This window comes from Scytonema millei VB511283 (assembly GCF_000817735.3).
Taxonomy (GTDB): Bacteria; Cyanobacteriota; Cyanobacteriia; order Cyanobacteriales; family Chroococcidiopsidaceae; genus Chroococcidiopsis; species Chroococcidiopsis millei_B.
Genome location: NZ_JTJC03000003.1, coordinates 350327 through 366591, shown reverse-complemented (window position 1 = coordinate 366591; position 16265 = coordinate 350327). Strand labels below are relative to the sequence as shown.

Annotated in this window: 17 protein-coding genes, 1 other RNA gene and 1 pseudogene; 8 read left to right on the top strand and 11 right to left on the bottom strand. The window is 43.4% G+C overall.

Annotated features, from left to right (window positions below; translation table 11 throughout):
• Window positions 1-48: 48 nt before the first annotated feature.
• From QH73_RS13410 to QH73_RS13395, 4 genes and pseudogenes are all read right to left on the bottom strand, one after another.
• A complete protein-coding gene (locus tag QH73_RS13410; RefSeq protein ID WP_052289743.1) occupies window positions 49-234 on the bottom strand; it encodes a ChaB family protein in 186 nt (61 codons plus the stop codon).
• A gap of 404 nt (window positions 235-638) precedes the next feature.
• Window positions 639-1187, bottom strand: a pseudogene (locus QH73_RS13405) (general stress protein); the annotation flags it as partial.
• A gap of 120 nt (window positions 1188-1307) precedes the next feature.
• Window positions 1308-1514 carry a hypothetical protein gene (locus tag QH73_RS13400; protein ID WP_039713381.1) on the bottom strand — a complete coding sequence of 69 codons (207 nt, stop codon included), beginning with the start codon at window positions 1512-1514 and terminating at the stop codon, window positions 1308-1310.
• A complete protein-coding gene (locus QH73_RS13395; protein ID WP_039713382.1) occupies window positions 1511-2047 on the bottom strand; it encodes an alpha/beta hydrolase in 537 nt (178 codons plus the stop codon). Before QH73_RS13395 ends, QH73_RS13400 begins: the two co-directional genes overlap by 4 nt.
• 11 nt (window positions 2048-2058) lie before the next feature.
• Between QH73_RS13395 and QH73_RS13390 the strand changes: the two genes are divergently transcribed.
• The 3 genes from QH73_RS13390 to QH73_RS13380 all read left to right on the top strand — a co-directional run bounded on the left by QH73_RS13390 (window position 2059) and on the right by QH73_RS13380 (window position 4603).
• Entirely contained in the window at window positions 2059-2283 is a 225-nt protein-coding gene (locus tag QH73_RS13390) for a hypothetical protein (protein ID WP_132867025.1), read from the top strand.
• Window positions 2284-2374: 91 nt separating this feature from the next.
• Window positions 2375-3316, top strand: a complete 942-nt coding sequence (locus tag QH73_RS13385) for an ABC transporter substrate-binding protein (RefSeq protein ID WP_201278134.1) — start codon at window positions 2375-2377, stop codon at window positions 3314-3316.
• A 318-nt stretch (window positions 3317-3634) separates the two neighbouring features.
• A complete protein-coding gene (locus QH73_RS13380) occupies window positions 3635-4603 on the top strand; it encodes a DUF1517 domain-containing protein (protein ID WP_039713383.1) in 969 nt (322 codons plus the stop codon).
• A gap of 105 nt (window positions 4604-4708) precedes the next feature.
• Here the strand turns inward: QH73_RS13380 and ureG are convergent, their stop codons facing one another.
• From ureG to QH73_RS13360, 4 genes are all read right to left on the bottom strand, one after another.
• The gene (gene ureG, locus QH73_RS13375; protein ID WP_039713384.1) at window positions 4709-5302 is read right to left on the bottom strand and encodes an urease accessory protein UreG; all 594 of its coding nucleotides are present in this window, start codon (window positions 5300-5302) and stop codon (window positions 4709-4711) included.
• Between the two features lie 93 nt (window positions 5303-5395).
• Window positions 5396-6730, bottom strand: a complete 1335-nt coding sequence (locus QH73_RS13370; protein WP_039713385.1) for an alkaline phosphatase PhoX — start codon at window positions 6728-6730, stop codon at window positions 5396-5398.
• A gap of 154 nt (window positions 6731-6884) precedes the next feature.
• On the bottom strand, window positions 6885-7880 hold the full coding sequence (locus tag QH73_RS13365; protein ID WP_039713386.1) for a pentapeptide repeat-containing protein: 996 nt from the start codon (window positions 7878-7880) through the stop codon (window positions 6885-6887).
• A 68-nt stretch (window positions 7881-7948) separates the two neighbouring features.
• Window positions 7949-8650 carry a hypothetical protein gene (locus tag QH73_RS13360; protein WP_039713387.1) on the bottom strand — a complete coding sequence of 234 codons (702 nt, stop codon included), beginning with the start codon at window positions 8648-8650 and terminating at the stop codon, window positions 7949-7951.
• A gap of 122 nt (window positions 8651-8772) precedes the next feature.
• Here QH73_RS13360 and corA point away from each other — a divergent pair, with 122 nt between their 5' ends.
• From corA to QH73_RS13335, 5 genes are all read left to right on the top strand, one after another.
• Window positions 8773-9951, top strand: coding sequence for a magnesium/cobalt transporter CorA (gene corA / locus QH73_RS13355; protein ID WP_039713388.1), 1179 nt, complete (start codon window positions 8773-8775; stop codon window positions 9949-9951).
• 70 nt (window positions 9952-10021) lie between these two features.
• Window positions 10022-10468, top strand: an RNA gene (rnpB, locus tag QH73_RS13350) — RNase P RNA component class A.
• Window positions 10469-10639: 171 nt separating this feature from the next.
• Window positions 10640-11458: a DUF1206 domain-containing protein gene (locus QH73_RS13345; RefSeq protein ID WP_039713389.1), complete on the top strand. Its 819-nt coding sequence runs from the start codon at window positions 10640-10642 to the stop codon at window positions 11456-11458.
• A 3-nt stretch (window positions 11459-11461) separates the two neighbouring features.
• Window positions 11462-12616 (top strand): glycoside hydrolase family 10-like protein, encoded by a 1155-nt coding sequence (locus tag QH73_RS13340; protein ID WP_052289744.1) that lies wholly within the window; start codon window positions 11462-11464, stop codon window positions 12614-12616.
• 91 nt (window positions 12617-12707) lie between these two features.
• The gene (locus QH73_RS13335; protein ID WP_039713391.1) at window positions 12708-13127 is read left to right on the top strand and encodes a C6orf136 family protein; all 420 of its coding nucleotides are present in this window, start codon (window positions 12708-12710) and stop codon (window positions 13125-13127) included.
• Between the two features lie 135 nt (window positions 13128-13262).
• On the opposite strand, the gene QH73_RS13330 is transcribed toward QH73_RS13335, so the two are convergent.
• From QH73_RS13330 to QH73_RS13320, 3 genes are all read right to left on the bottom strand, one after another.
• Window positions 13263-14156, bottom strand: a complete 894-nt coding sequence (locus QH73_RS13330) for a 2OG-Fe(II) oxygenase (RefSeq protein ID WP_132867023.1) — start codon at window positions 14154-14156, stop codon at window positions 13263-13265.
• Between the two features lie 438 nt (window positions 14157-14594).
• Entirely contained in the window at window positions 14595-15677 is a 1083-nt protein-coding gene (locus QH73_RS13325; RefSeq protein WP_039713392.1) for an ABC transporter permease, read from the bottom strand.
• Window positions 15678-15710: 33 nt separating this feature from the next.
• Window positions 15711-16181 (bottom strand): GNAT family N-acetyltransferase, encoded by a 471-nt coding sequence (locus QH73_RS13320; protein ID WP_039713393.1) that lies wholly within the window; start codon window positions 16179-16181, stop codon window positions 15711-15713.
• Window positions 16182-16265 lie beyond the last annotated feature (84 nt).

Sequence of the window (16265 nt, the reverse complement as noted above, 5' to 3'; positions counted from 1 at the left end):
TGTTGTAGGGGCGCACGGCTGTGCGCCCCTACAACATGTAAACACAAATTATACGGTCATTTTTGATGTAGACCAAATGCCGTTTTCATCTTGCTCGAACTGTTCGCGCACGATATCCCATGCGTGATGTTCGGCCTTAGATTCATCGCCAGATTGGGCGAGTTCGCTGTTGTAGTTAGCAATAAACAGTCTTTGTGCGTCTTCCGATAGATGAGAACGGATTTCGGGAGACAAATGGCTGGGATCTTCAATTTGTCCTTTTCCAAAGCGCGGTAGAGGCGTTTCATTAATATGTACTTCTTCACCACCAGCACTTCCGAGAAACTTATTGCTTCACTTGGAAAGGCTAAAAACATCAAAAATGCTTGAAATCTGTCAGTTATGGAGATTTACAGGCAGAACAAAGGAGCCTAGAGCCAACATCAACTCTAGAAGCAACTAATGATGCAATCCCTGACCTGGGCTGGTTTTATTAGATAATCTTCCGAACGGGATAGTGTCTCGTGTCACTTCACCAATGTAGTAACCATAAAAGCCCAGAACCACGCTTTCAAGCAGGTTGAAAAGCACTATTGAGAATTCGGTTTTAGCTGCCAGGGTACTTTCCATGATACAAGTTTCTCTGAATCAGTAACGCGATGCAGCGCCGCGAGTGGGGCGCTTTCAAGTAATAGCTGAATTTCACCAGATTTGTTTGCTGGAACCTCAACACCTACCATAAAGTCACCCGCTTCGATGCGAGTTTGGTAAATTGTTGCTTTATCTTCCGGCATTCCTAGAGTCGCCAAAGCAGAAGCTAAACCTGCACCAGCACTACCCGCGATCGCACCAGTCGCAGCACCTAACAAAGCCGCACCAATGGGACCTGCTGCTACCAGCGTACCAACAAAAGGTACAAATAACACTCCTACTCCCGTCAGCAAACCGAGAGCCGAACCGAAAAGGGAACCAAAAATAGCACCTTGTTTCAAACCGCCTAAAATTACATCTTTCTTCGTCAGAAAGCCAGCAATTTTAGTTTCAGAGTGGAAGTTTTTCCCGATTACAGAAATGTCATCGCGGGAAACACCCCGATCTAGCAAACGGCGAATGACATTATCGACTTGTTCCTTTTCTTTGAAAATTGCCGAAACAGTACGCTCAGCCGTTGCAACTGCTGGTTGAGTTTGCTCTCCTGTAGCTGTCATTTTGTTCTCCTAGAACAGATTTTTCACGCTCTTTCATCTAGGAGAATACCAACCTCTAAATTCCGTGCCGTCGCCCTTAAGGTTGATTAGCAAAGTTTATATTTTACGTGCAATTAGAGACTAGAAGCGAACCCACCTGCGTTGAAAACGGCTGAAAACACCCGCCGCGATCGCAGCTAGCAGTAGAATCCAAATGATCCCACCAGGGAGAAACGTGACAATTCCCAAGCCGCGCAACACCCAAATTGCGATCGCGGTTAGTAAAAGAATTATAAATAAACGCAAAGCCAGATTTCGCGATTTCGTAAAGCGATTGATTTGTTTCATCTGCGGTTTTCTGAATCTACCTCATCTGATGAAGCGGGCGATCGTAAATTGGATAAATCCAATTCGGCAACTTGGCTTAAATCCACGGTAATGTTTTCTTCGGGATAAGAACGCAATAGACCGATAATATTCATGCCATCATATTCTCGCGAGGCAAGAGAAACGGCAGCATGTAATTGTTCTACTGTCATGTCAGGAAAAGCTAATCCTAAAGCTGCTAGCAGTTGTTTCCCATTAGCAGAACTTTGCCAGCGTTTCATCGAACGGTCGAATTTTTTCGGATCGAGATCTAAACGGCGATTCAACGTATCTCTCACATCATCCGTCAGCCAAGGCGCGTAGAGTTGCAAGCTACCCGATAACTTTCCCTTCTTAGCAAAACGCTCTAAATCCTTCATTTCGATTTTCTGCTCGAACGAGCCTAAGCGAAAAGTCACTGTCTCGGCTGCTGTAGCTGCTGGTATGGTAGCACCCCAACCAAAAGCCAGAAAGAGACTTGATAAGAATCCGATTCGCGATCGCGTGAATTTCATCGCAGCTTACTATGAGGGATAAGTCTAGCTTAGCTTCTGATGTACGGTATGAGTTTTTTGGCGATCGCGATTCCCATTCAGATGATAAGAAAATCGAAAAAACTAATACCTTAACTGAATGTGGAGCTTATCGTATTACAAATCCGATCGCTGAATTTTGTGGTGGAATGCGATCGCGTGACTCACTCAGAATCAAAGACAGTTATGATGAAGCGACTCATAGCAAGTATCGTTAGCATTTGTTTCGTACTGGTAGCGTGTCTGTCCTTTCCTGAAATCGCCCAAGCCAAAAGCTGCACTTTACGAATAATTGGCTGGGAGGGATATATGGATCCCTCTTTTGCCAAACCATTCGAGCAGAAATATGGTTGTAAAGTCATCCCAACTTATGCAGGCTCCTCTGATGAGATGTATGCCAAGATTAAAGCTAGTAAAGGCAAGACATACGATCTCGTCACGGCTTCGGGAGACTTAACCAAACGCTTGTATGATGCCAATTTAGTAGAGGCGATCGATTTAAGTCTAGTTCCCAACTACAAAGATTTATTCCCAATTTTTCAGCAACCAACGTATAACACCTTTGACGGTCAAGCCTACGGTGTTTCGATTGCATGGGGACCAGATTTTTTGATTTACGACAAATCTATCGTCAAATCTGAACCGAAAAGCTGGGATGTCCTCTATCAGCCAGAATATCAAGGTAAAGTTTCTCTACCTGACTACCCCATCTTCAATGCTGATGTGGCGTTGTGGAAAGGTAGCTCTAAGATCTACGACATTAGCAAAGACCAGTTGGCAACAGAAATTAAACCCGATCTTTTTCGCTTGCGCCCGCAGGTGAGAAAATTCTGGAACAGCCAAGGAGAATTAGCCCAACTCTTTTTAAACAAAGAAATTGCTCTAGCGTGGGGTTGGCCCGTAGCAATTGAAGAACTAAAACGCGCCAACTTTCCTGTAGGAGCGACTATTCCTCAAGAAGGGACAACTGGATGGAGCGATTCTTGGATGCTACTCAAAGGCTCTCCTAACAAAGAAATCGCCCATGCTTGGATGAATTATATGCTGACGGGAGCAGCTCAGAAACCCATGACAGAGGTTACTGGCTACTGGGCTGTTTCCCAGCAAGTTTTACCACTACTCACCGCCGAACAGCGCCGCGACTCCCATTTAGAAGACATCGAAAATTACTACAGCCAAATCCACTTCTGGGAAACCGTACCTAACTACGATGACTGGGTAGCCCTGTGGAACGAGTTTCGAGGACAGTGACAGTTATCAGTGACTAGTGACTAGTGGCTAGCGGCTAGAATTGCTCCCCCAGCTCCCCCCTGCTCTCTTCCCCCTGCTCGTGCGCTCCCTACTCCCTGCTCCCTCGTTAGGTACGGGAATCCTACCTCAGTGACAGGTTAGGGCTGGGTTAGAAGCGATAAATTAGTAAATGTAGTTGGTGCAAAGCAAATAGCTAGCACGGTGTCAGAATTAAACGCTATAAGCAACTGCAAATCATTTGGAGTTATTACTAAGGGCAAATCGTATTACCCTAAAGGAAATAAACCAAAGTCAATATTGTTTTTCGGGCAGTGAGATATGCGTAATAAACTGCTTTCAGTCATGAAACCGTTGATAAAATCTTTGTTCGTATTCGGTCTAATCGCTACTTTAGCGTTCGGTCAGGCAGACAATGCATTAGCAGCTAGTGGTGGTCGAATTGGTGGTGGCTCTTTTAGAGCGCCTAGCCGTGGCTACTCTACTCCTAGAACCTACGCTCCTGGTGGTGGCGGCTACTACGCACCCTATCCTGGTGGCGGATTTGGCTTTCCTTTCTTGTTTCCTTTCTTTGGCATCGGCGGCGGCTTTGGTGGCTTGTTTACGATCCTGATCTTTTTTGCGATCGCCAACTTTATGCTACAAGCCTTCCGACGTGCTAGCAGTGGTGGTAGCGTAGAGGAATTAGAATACGACAGCAATCCTACTGTCAGTGTCACTCGCGTACAAGTCGGTTTGTTGGCTGAAGCAAGAGGCTTACAGGCTGAACTCAACCGAATTGCCGAACTCGCCGATACTAACTCTCCTGAAGGCAGAGTCCAAGTATTGCAAGAAGCTTCTTTAGCTCTGTTACGCCACCCCGAATATTGGGTCTATGCTGGTGGTAATACTCAGCAATCTCGCTTAACGGGTGCAGAGGCTGAATTTAACCGTTTATCCTTGGCAGAACGTAGCAAGTTTAGCGAAGAAACTCTTTCCAACGTCAATAATCAGCTCAAGGCTGCAACGCCTAAAGCAGAATTACCAGCGGGTGACGGTGGTAGTAGCGATTTAGCTGTGAAAGATCCTGGTGAATACATCGTCGTTACTCTGATTGCAGCGACTTTAGGTAAGTTACAAATACCAGCAATCAATAGTACTGACGATCTGCGTCAAGCTCTACGTCAATTTGGTAGTATTCCTAGCGATAAACTCTTGGCGATTGAAGTGTTATGGACACCTCAAGCTGAAGGTGACACCCTCAGTTCTGATGATGTTCTAGCAGAATATGCAGATCTGAAACTGGTATAAGATTTGCAACATTGAATAAACTTGTAGGGGCGCACGGCTGTGCGCCCCTACGCATATATGACACCTACACGGAAAACGCTAGATTTGCGCCCCTAACGTTTATGTTTAGATATAACTCTCGATAAATGCGATCGCATCTGTTAATCCAGCCTGAGTTTTTAAATTTGTAAAAATAAACGGTTTATCGCCGCGCATTTTCTTGGCATCCCGTTCCATCACACTTAAATCAGCCCCTACATAAGGCGCGAGATCGGTTTTATTAATTACCAACAAATCTGATTTGGTTATACCTGGTCCACCTTTGCGGGGAATTTTATCGCCTGCGGCGACATCAATTACGTAAATCGTCAAATCTACGAGTTCTGGACTAAAAGTAGCTGCAAGATTGTCACCGCCACTTTCCAGAAATACTAAGTCCAGATTGAGAAATTTTTGTTCTAACTGCTCGATCGCGGCTATATTCATTGAAGCATCTTCACGAATCGCCGTATGCGGACAACCGCCAGTCTCTACACCTAAAATGCGATCGCTCGAGAGTGCTTGAGCGCGTACCAAAAACTGAGCATCTTCTTGAGTATAGATATCATTTGTGACTACAGCAATATTGTATTGTTGACGCAGATGCTTGCACAGCGCCTCTACCAAGGCTGTTTTTCCCGAACCGACAGGACCAGCTACACCAACTCGAAATGCACTCATAGCGATCTGATTTTGTAAAAAAAACAGTGCCTAGACTCAGCATAGACACTAGATTTAAACAAATTATCCTATTTATCCCGTAGCGATCGCTGCTTATTTACCAAACTTGCGCCAAGGTCCCCAAATTGCGAAGGTGATGCCAGGGTCTTGAATATTGACAAACATCGTTCTACCATCGGGCGAGAAACACGCTCCAGCAAACTCGCTGTCATTAATTGCGTTGCGAGCGAAATCATACAGTTCCCCTTGGGGAGTAATGCCAACTACAAACTGCTCGCCTTCACCATCTTCGCAAATAAATAAATCGCCTAAAGGAGAAATAACAATATTATCAGGACCATCTAAAGCATTTTGTTCGTTCGGCTCTACAAATAGTTCGATCGTACCACCATATCGAGAGTTGTCAGGAACGTAACGCCAAACTTGACCGAGTTCTGCTTCGCCACCATCAGTAGAGCAAAAGTAAAATTCACCGTTACCGTACCAGATTCCTTCCCCACGGGAAAATTGTGCTGCACCTTTGGCAAAACCTTCAACCCTGACAGTATCTTTAACGGGGTTAACATCGTCGATACGTACCCACTCGACTGCCATTGGCTGTCCTACAGGAAAATTCGTTTTGGTAATTGCCTGCGGCATATCTTTAATCTTCAGTGCTTCCAGCACTCCGCCTGCTTGCAAGTTTCCAGGCAATTTGGGAATAAAACGGTAAAATAGACCATCTCCCCTATCCTCCGTCTGATAGACAATACCAGTTTTAGGATCTACAGCGATCGCTTCATGGTTAAAGCGACCCATTGCCACCAGTGGAATCGGATTTACAGGTTCCGTAGCACTACTCGGTACTTCAAAGTTATAGCCGTGTAGCTTCGAGACATTAGTAGCAGCACCGGGTTGATTATCTGCTGGAGTAGAAGTATTTTCTTCGCAACTAATCCAACTACCCCAAGGAGTGGGTCCGCCAGCACAATTGCGGTAAGTTCCAGCCAGGGAAGCAAAATCTTTTATCAGTTCCCGATTGGGCCCTACAATCAAAGTTGTCGTACCACCACGACATAAAGTGTCGTACTGTTTTTCTTCTGAAGCCTCAACTTTTGGTTTGGTCACTTCATCTGGACTGAGTTCGTGGTTGCGTACTAAAATAGTCGTGCCTCGCGCTCCAGGGAAAGCCGCCATACCGTCATGGTCGCCTGGTACGGGTTTACCATCGCTCATCATGTCCCCAGTGCGAGAAAAAGCTCGATATTGAAAACCAACTGGTAAATCCAACAAGCCGTTCGGGTCTGGTTGCAGCGTACCGTATCCTATACCTTTAATAGATTCACCGCGAGCCTGTCTAGCATATAGTTCTTTTAATGGCGCTGCTAAAATTGTCCCTACGGTGCTAGCACCTGCTAAAACAAAAAAAGAACGTCGCGATATACTCATTTTGTTATCTAACCTTAACCCTGCGTCCACAGCTTAGTTGGCACAGATCAAAGGCAGACAAAGACTGAATTAATTTCTAGTTAAGGTTTATTTGTGAAACGATTATTTTCAGGACGAAAAAAATATTTTTTCTAACTATAATTTGTGGCGATCGCTACCCATTATTCGTACTACCATCTGGCATTGTCGCACCGCGTAAATTTGCACCCGTGAGGTTGGCGCTACTGATTTCGGCTTTAAATAAGTTAGCGTTATCTAAGTTTGCATCGGTTAAGTTTGTTCGCGCTAAAAATCCTTCAATTAACGAGCTATCAATTAAAATTGCTCCTAACAAGTTAGCTCGACTTAAATCGACTCGATTCATTCGGGTTTTAGTTAAGTTAGCGTAACTTAAGTTTGCTTTAGTGATTTTACTATCAGGTGCGATCGCATCGCTTAAATTAGCACGGGTTAAATCTGCTTCATTCAACAACACTCGTTCGAGTTTAGTATTACTTAAGTTTGCCTCTCTTAAAATTGCCCGATCTAAATTAGCATCGCTGAGAAATGCATCAGCTAAATTAGCTTCACTTAAATTAGCACCGTAAAGATTAGCACCCCGCAAATTAACTTCAACTAAATTAGCACAGCGCAGGTCGGCTCCAGACAAATCTACACCCGCCATATTCGCACCCCGCAAATCAGCTTGAAATAGTCTAGCACTACGTAAATTAGCTGCATATTCTTTCTGTTCTTGTCTGAGGTTAGCACCGCGAAGGCAGACACCTGTTAAGTTAGCACCGCTCAAATTAGCATTACGTAAATCTGCATCAATTAAATTTGCATCGAGTAAGTTAGCTAGCCTTAAATCGGCACTGCGTAGATCCGCACCTTGTAAAATTGCTCCGTGTAAATCGGCATCGTGTAACTTGATTTCGCGTAAGTCGGCTTGCGTTAAGTTAGCGCCACTTAGTTTTGTACTACTTAAATTCGCTTTATGTAACTGCGCTCTATTTAAATAAGCAAAAATTAAATTAGCACTACGCAAATCAGTTTGAATCAAATTAATACTAATGAGATCTGCACCAATTAAATTAATTCCTTTTAATTCTAAACCGCTAAAATTAATTTCTCCACTTGCATAGCGTTTTATGAGTTCGTTGGCATCCATAAATTATGTATAGCAAATATTGTGGATATTACAATCGAGGTTAAAAGTCAAAATTTAAAAGTCAAAATTTAAAACATGGGTTTAAGTGCTTGACTAATAATATTGGCGATCGCCAGATACTCATGAGGCTTATTCAGTTTTCGAGCTGTTAAATTCAGGGTGTCAACTAAAACCTCAAAAGATTGACATGTATAAGTTATATTACGAATCAATTCATATAGTTCTGTACTTCGCAACGCCGCCCAATCTTGCTGACTCCAATCAAATTGATGCTCTACAACCGAAAATAATAATATTTTTGCTTGCAAGGGATTGGTTTGAGTCATGACCTTTAAGCGTATTTCAAATGGCTCAACTTTCTTCTTAGTTTGTACAGATGGTGAAGTAGGAGCTAAAGTAACAAGAGCTTCTTGACGAACTGCCGTGACTAAAGGAACGGTAATTAGATCGGACTCAAAACTTAGTTTATTTTTTTGAAAATCGTATAAAATTTTCGCTTCAGCAATAATCGTGCTAGCAACACTTAAGTACTGCTCTGGCTTATTTAAAGTTTGTGCCATTCTATAGATGTTTTTCTTTAGACTCTCGATGTCTGAATAAATAGTAAATAATTCTCGAACTAAATCGGTCAAACTTATACTATCTAACTGATTTTGGTCTCTAGCCCAAACTTGTTTTGCGACGTAGAAAACTAGTTTTTTAATTCGAGCTGAATCTTCATTTTGGTCTAAAGATTGTACGACTTGAGTGAATAAGGATGAGTTTTCCATAGATCGAGCAGCGCGATCGCTCCAGTTTATACTGTTCCCGTGATAAGAAAACACGATCGTAACACAACCTAAATGCGCTATAAGGATTAAGATCGCGATGGAGTCCCGCACGCATCTCGTTCATGACAAAATCTCGTATTCGTGCTGCTAAACCAGACACACAGCCTCACTTTGACTACTTTTACGACAAACCGGGTAGTCTACCAGGAACTTTGAATATTGGGGTTGACGCTCAACCACCAGTTATCGTTTTAATTGACTATAACGAAGCAGACGCAACACGCCAAACCCTAGCCACACCAGAAGAATGCCTTCCCTATCTGGACACCGAATCTGTCTCCTGGGTTGACGTGCAAGGCTTAGGTAGCGAAGATATCTTACAAAGATTGGGACAAGTTTTTAATCTGCATCCATTGGTTTTAGAAGATATCGTCAACGTGCCGCAACGTCCTAAAGTAGAAGACGATTACGAAGACCATTTAGTCATTATTGCGCGGATGGTGATACCAAAAGAAAGTGGTGGTTTCCATAGCGAACAAGTCAGTTTTATTTTAGGAAAACACTACTTACTCACAGTCCAAGAGGAACCAGAACACGACTGCTTTGAACAGGTACGCCTGCGAATTCGTTACAACAAAGGCAGCGTCCGCAAGTTAGGAGCAGATTATTTAGCCTATACATTGTTAGATTCGATTATTGATGGCTTTTTTCCAGTTCTGGAAGCTTACGGCGAACAAATGGAAGATCTAGAAGACGAAGTAATTACTAAACCGACACGGCAAACATTAAACAAAATCTATCGCGTCCGACGAGAATTGCTCAGCTTGCGGCGGGCAATTTGGCCCCAACGAGATGCGATCGCCATGCTGATCCGCGATGATAATGACAGTTTAATTAGCGATCGCGTCCAAGTCTATTTACGCGACTGTTACGACCATGCCGTACAAATTCTAGACATGGTAGAAACCTATCGCGAACTAACTTCTGGTCTAATGGATGTCTACCTATCAGCCGTGAGTAACAAAATGAATGAAATCATGAAGTTGCTGACGGTAGTTTCTTCTATATTTATTCCCTTAACTTTCATTGCTGGAGTCTACGGCATGAACTTTAACACGGAAAAATCTCCCTGGAATATGCCGGAGTTGAATTGGTACTGGGGATATCCCTTATGCTTGGCAGCTATGGGAGCAACCGCTGCTGGACTCATCTATTTCTTCTGGCGGCGAGGTTGGTTTGAAAACTTCTCCGATGTCAAGGATAGAACCACCAGTACGTCAAGAAGAAGTCGTAAGTCGTAAGTCGTAAGTCGTAAGTAAGAAACGTTAGACAAATGACAAATGACAAATGACCATTACACTAGATCTAGAGAGAGTAGGCGCAGGCAGTTGCAGCCAGCTTTTACAGCTGGTCTGAGGAAAGTCTGGACTCCCGAAAGACCAAACTTGCTGGGTAACGCCCAGTGCGAGCGATCGCGAGGATAGTGCCACAGAAAGATACCGCCTTTTTCAGTGACCAGCGAACAGTGACCAGTGACCGAATGATAACTGATAACTGATAACTGATAACTGAAAAGGGTAAGGGTGCAAAGGTGCGGTAAGAGCGCACCAGCAGCATCGAGAGGTGCTGGCTCGGTAAACCCCGGTTGGGAGCAAGGTCGGAGGAACTACGGTTGGTCTTTTACCAGTTCCGCTATTGGTGTACCGCTAGAGGTGTCTGGTAACAGGCATCCCAGATAGATAACTGCCTTCTGTATGTAGAGACGCGATCGCGTTGATGCAGCAGAAAACAGAATCCAGCTTATGTTCTGCTCTCTCAGCATTACGATCTGTAAGGGCGCACACGTGTGCGCCCTTACGAATTTATTGCTCCAAGATCGAGTGACAAATTACCAAACAACGATTCATCAAACTCGTAGCTAAACACTTGGATAGATGTAATTATTAATGCTTTGCTGCTAAAGAACTTACATGAGTTCTACTACGTACCATGACACAACAGCTGACGAGGCAAGACCCTTCAACTTGGGTGGAGCGACTGGCGAGATTTGGTTATGCAGCTAAGGGAGTGGTTTACGGTATTGTTGGATTGTTGGCAGCACAAGCGGCTTTTGGCGCAGGTGGAAAAACAACAGATACCGAAGGTGCATTACAAACGGTATTAACTCAGCCATTCGGAAAATTTTTACTAGCCGCGATCGCTCTTGGTTTACTTGGTTATGCACTTTGGCGGTTCGTCGAGGCAATTAAAGATCCCGAACATAAAGGCACAAATGCTAAAGGAATTTTTCAGCGACTCGGTTATGCAATTAATGGGTTTATTTATGCTGGATTAGCTTTTAGTGCAGTTCAATTAATTCTTGGAACTGGTGGTGGAGGCGGTGGTAATGCGACTCAAGATGGGACGGCAGCGCTACTTTCACAACCCTTCGGACAATGGTTAGTCGGAACTGTAGGCGCGTTTATTATTGGCATGGGTTTCTATCAGTTTTATCGCGCTTTTACTGCTAAATTTCGTAAAGAAATGGATCTGCATCAATTAAGTGAAACTGAGAAAAAATGGGTATTAGGTATTAGTGGATTTGGCACGGCAGCACGGGGAGTCGTATTTTGCGCGATCGGCTTCTTTCTAATCCAAGCGGCAAGAAATAATAACCCCAGTGAAGCAAGAGGATTGGGCGAAGCATTACAAGTACTATCTCAGCAACCTTTTGGCAAGTGGATTTTAGGAATTGTGGCTTTGGGATTAATTGCTTACAGTATTTATATGGTGTTGCAAGCACGGTATCGTAAATTGAAAACAAATTAAATCGTGAGTGAAATACGAGGAATTTGGATTACCAATACCGATAGTGCAGTTCTTGACTCTCAAGCGAATATTGCCGAGGCGATGAATTTCTTGGCAGCGACGGGATTTAACGTGGTGTTCCCCGTTGTGTGGAGTAAAGGGGCTACAGTTTATCCCAGTCAAGTGATGCGATCGCAGTTTGGCTTGGCGATCGATCCGCGCTACACTGGACGCGATCCGTTAGCCGAACTGGTGACTGAAGCAAGGCGAGTCGGACTGAAAGTTATTCCCTGGTTTGAATACGGTTTTGCGAGTTCCTACAACCAAAATGGGGGACAATTACTCGCAAAAAAACCAGAATGGGCAGCCCGTGACTGTAAAGGTAATTTACTGAAAAAGAATGGTTTCGAGTGGATGAATGCCCTCGACTCCCAAGTACAAGATTTTTTGCTGAGTTTAATTTTAGAAGTTGTCAATAATTACGATATAGATGGCATTCAAGGTGACGATCGTATTCCTGCTATGCCGTGTGAAGGCGGCTACGATGTGGGAACTGTAGCCCGTTATCGCCAAAAATTTCGCCGTCAACCTCCCTCAAACCCCCAGGATCGGCGGTGGCTGCAATGGCGGGCAGATATTTTGACTAACTTTCTCGCCCGTCTGAATCGAGAAGTCAAAGCCGTTAATCCCAATTTACTCATATCAATGGCTCCTAGTATCTACGACTGGGGTTATAAAGAATACTTGCAAGATTCTCAAACTTGGCTGCAACGAGGATTAGTCGATCTACTCCACCCCCAAGCTTATCGCCGCGATTTCAATAGCTACAAACAGATTATCGATCGCCTTGTAAGAGAACAAGTGACTCCTCAACAGCGATCGCGAGTTGCTCCAGGTGTTTTACTCAAAATTAGTTCGTACCGCATGACTCCTCAATATTTATCGCAGACGATCGCCCACAATCGTTATTGCGGTATTAACGGAGAAGTCTTTTTCTTTTACGAAGGCTTGCGATCGGATAATAATGCTTTAGCTAAAGTTTTACGTAACGGTGCTTATGCGAAATCTGCTGCCTTTCCCTCTGTTGCCAGCCTTGCCCAGCCCCAGCCTGAGAACGCTGGTTCTTCGGTAGCTAGAGGAATTCAGAATTTATTCAAATTGTGGCAGAATCGCTTTTAATAATGATTATCTGTAGGGGCGCACAACTGTACGCCCCTACTACCAACCGCGATTTCATCCAACAGAAAACGGCAATAAAAAGTAAGGATAAATGGAATATCAATTACAGGTAAAATATAATATTGATACGCTCAAACACGATTTACCAACTCTGTTTGAACGGGATATTTCCTACGATATCTATACACAAAATATCTATTTTCAAGATCCAGTCAATAAATTTAAATATAAATTCAATTATCGAATTATCTTTTGGACGTTACGATTTCATGCCAAATTATTTTTTACAGAAATTTACTTCGACGTACACGACGTACATCAGAAAGACGAACAGACAATTTTAGCAACTTGGACTGTTCGAGGAGTATTACGACTACCTTGGAAACCCCAAGTATTTTTTAACGGCTATTCTAACTACAAATTAAATGAAGACGGCTTAATTTACGAACATATCGACACTTGGGATCGCCCACCGAAAGAGATATTACAGCAGTTCTTTCGCAAAGACTAATCTGTGTCAATCTACGTTCATCGGCGTTCAATTGCAACAGCTAACGCTTATACTAATAATTCTTCTAACTATAGCGTTTCAGCTCAAAAAACAAATGACAAATGATAAATGACGTTTGACAAGACTCGTTCCAGCTTACCAATTATCTTTCCAAAGACATTCCTGTTGATGTGTGGATAATCTCGGCATCAAGGTAAGTAAATCTTTTTGCGGTAGAGAAGATTTGCAGTAATAGGGATATTTCGGTTCTCTCGAACTGTAATCGTAGAACAGAGCAAAGCGATCGCTATTTTCCGGCACTTTACCTCGATGGAAAATGCTACCAGTATCCACTAAAATTACCGTACCAGCCGTACCAGTGCATGAGATCCATTCAGATTGAGGAATAATCGGTTCTACCGTCTTATCTTGTAGATAGCCGTGTTTGTATCCCAGCGAACTAGATAAAAGCGCAGTCAAAGGTTTAGAAATATATTGAAAAGGACCATTACCTTCGCTGACATCATTTAAGTAAATGATAATTTTAAACACACAGCGATCTTCTGTGTCTATGTGCCAAAGCCTTGATTTGAGTTTGACATCATTTGCTAAATCTTTCCGAAAGTAGACACCGTGATATGCGATCGGTAGACCAATGTAATTCTCGGTAATATCCAGCAATCTATCTTCTAATCCCCAGAGAAAAAGCTCTGGATGTTCCATAACTTGCGCGTTGCTCGCGTGAATGGCAAATTCTTGTTTGTTGCTGGGTAAAACGTTTAGTAAGGTTGGCAATACTTTTTTTACAGATGCCAGAACTGAAGGTGTAGAAGAAATATTTAATGCTTCTAAGGAAGTCATAAAAATTCCTTCTTGTTTGAGTGTCTTAACAATCTGAGAGTCGTTGGGAGTAAGTCCGGGTAACTTATAAGTATGCTGCTCAACTGCCTCTTTATAAGCAAGTTCTGAGGGAATTGTAAATACTGGAGTATCAAAAATCTTTCTTAAGATTTTATTACGTACTTGATGTATTCTTTTTGTTATGAGCATTTCAGTTACTTACACGCTTACTCTCGATTTAAAAGTGTTTGTTTAACCGGGCTAATTGATGATTTATGTATTATGTATAAATTCTAACATACACGTAAACTACCTCTTTGGATAGAGTGACGAGATAAAATGAGTGTAAATCTAAGTTGAAGAAACGATGAAGTGCTTGACGATCGCCGCTCTAGAATCGGGTGGAGAATGCATGTGAGAGCGATCGATGCTTACTTTTGCTGTACTCGCTGTGAACGAGACTTTGTGTGAATGGATGTCATGCGCGCTTGCTAGAGGTGGATTTAGTTAAAATACTGTTCGTCATAAGCAAATTCCGCGAAATATAGCTCAATTTCATGTAGATGTAATATATTGTTACGAATGACTTGTGGATATTAGCAAAACATCGCGTCATCCACTGCACCGTTAAGCGCTGCGCTCGCCAATTTACGATTCGTTAGCAGGAGAGACTTTTTGAACAATGCTTTCTCTCTGCGGTGGTTTAACTAACCAACGCTGGCTAATAGCCACGAACAGCACGGTTAACCCCTGAATAGCAAAAACAATCGTGACGGGAACACCGGCGCTGCGTTGCATGACATTTGCACCGCTACGGAGGGCGCTAAAAAATAGAGACGTGAGAATAACTCCGAGAACGCTACCGCGACTCAAAAAAGCGATCGCGATCGCATCAAAGCCGTAACCGGGTGAAACTTGCTCGAACAGGCGAAATTTCAAACCCATCACCTCCGATGCACCAGCCAACCCCGCCAAACCACCCGCCAGCGCCATGACGAGCATAATGGTACGCTGTACAGAAATACCACCATAACGGGCTGCAACTGGATTCATCCCCACGGCTGCGGTACGATAACCGAAAGGCGATCGCTGTAACAGTACCCATAACACCCCAGCCGCTACGAGTCCGACTAAAATTCCGGCATGGGCTAAACTACCTGGAAGGATAATCGGTAGTTGGGCAGAGCGGGCAATAATGGGAGAATAAGGGCTAGGTGCATTAGGAGCCATTAACGGTCCCTGAACGAGGTAACTGACTAAGTTGAAAGCAATATAATTGAGCAACAGCGTAGTAATGACTTCATTGACTCCCCGCACTGCTTTAAGGTAACCAGGAATTAAACCCCAAATTCCCCCAAAGAGAAAACCCGCTAGTAGTGCTAAAGGGACGTGAATTAATGCAGGTATACCTTTGATAGATAATCCCGCGATCGCGCTACCCAACGCCCCCATGTAGATCTGTCCTTCGCCACCAATATTAAATTGTCCTGCCCGTAAAGCTATTAGAACCCCTAGACTTGTTAATAGTAGGGGAGCCATTTTTGTGAGCGTATTGCCAAAACCGAAATAAGTAGAGAGGGATTCTTGAAATAGGGCTGTATAGGCTGCGATGGGATTTGCACCTGCAACTAACATTAATCCCGCACCTACAAGTAACGCTGAAGCGATCGCGACTACTGGAGGTAGCAAAGATAGGATAACTGCCAGTATTTGCCTAAATATCTTCTGCATCAGGATCTACACCCATCGATCTTAACCGTGCGGCTAGGCGATCGGCTCATATTGTTGGACGCTCAACTTAGTCATTAAGTAGCGATTTTGGTCTACAAAACCCACCTGACGGTAGAAATTTTGTGCTTTTGTATTGTGCCGCTCGACTTCTAAATGTAAGGCATTAATTTCTAGTTCGGAGCAAATTTTTTCCAGAAATTGGATCGTTTGTTTACCTATTCCTTGCCCGCGATCGCTGGCTCTAATATAAAACTCATCAATAAATGCATCTCTACCTCGATATTCTAAGCTGTAGCCGAAAGTAATAACAATATAGCCGATCGCCTCTTCACCTTTACGAATCAGCCACACTCGCCCCAGATTAGCATCAAGCAGCAGCTTTAACAATGTGGTACGAATACTATTCTCATCAAATATATGACCGTCAAACTCGTAAAATCCTCTAATAAAATTTACCAGAGTTTCTATATCAGAGGTTTCAGCAACTTTAAAATTAATCTCCATATATTTGTAGGGTGGGCAATGCCCACCATGAACTGCTTGCTTCAGTTATGCTAATTGTGGTGGACGCTACGTTTAATTAATTTC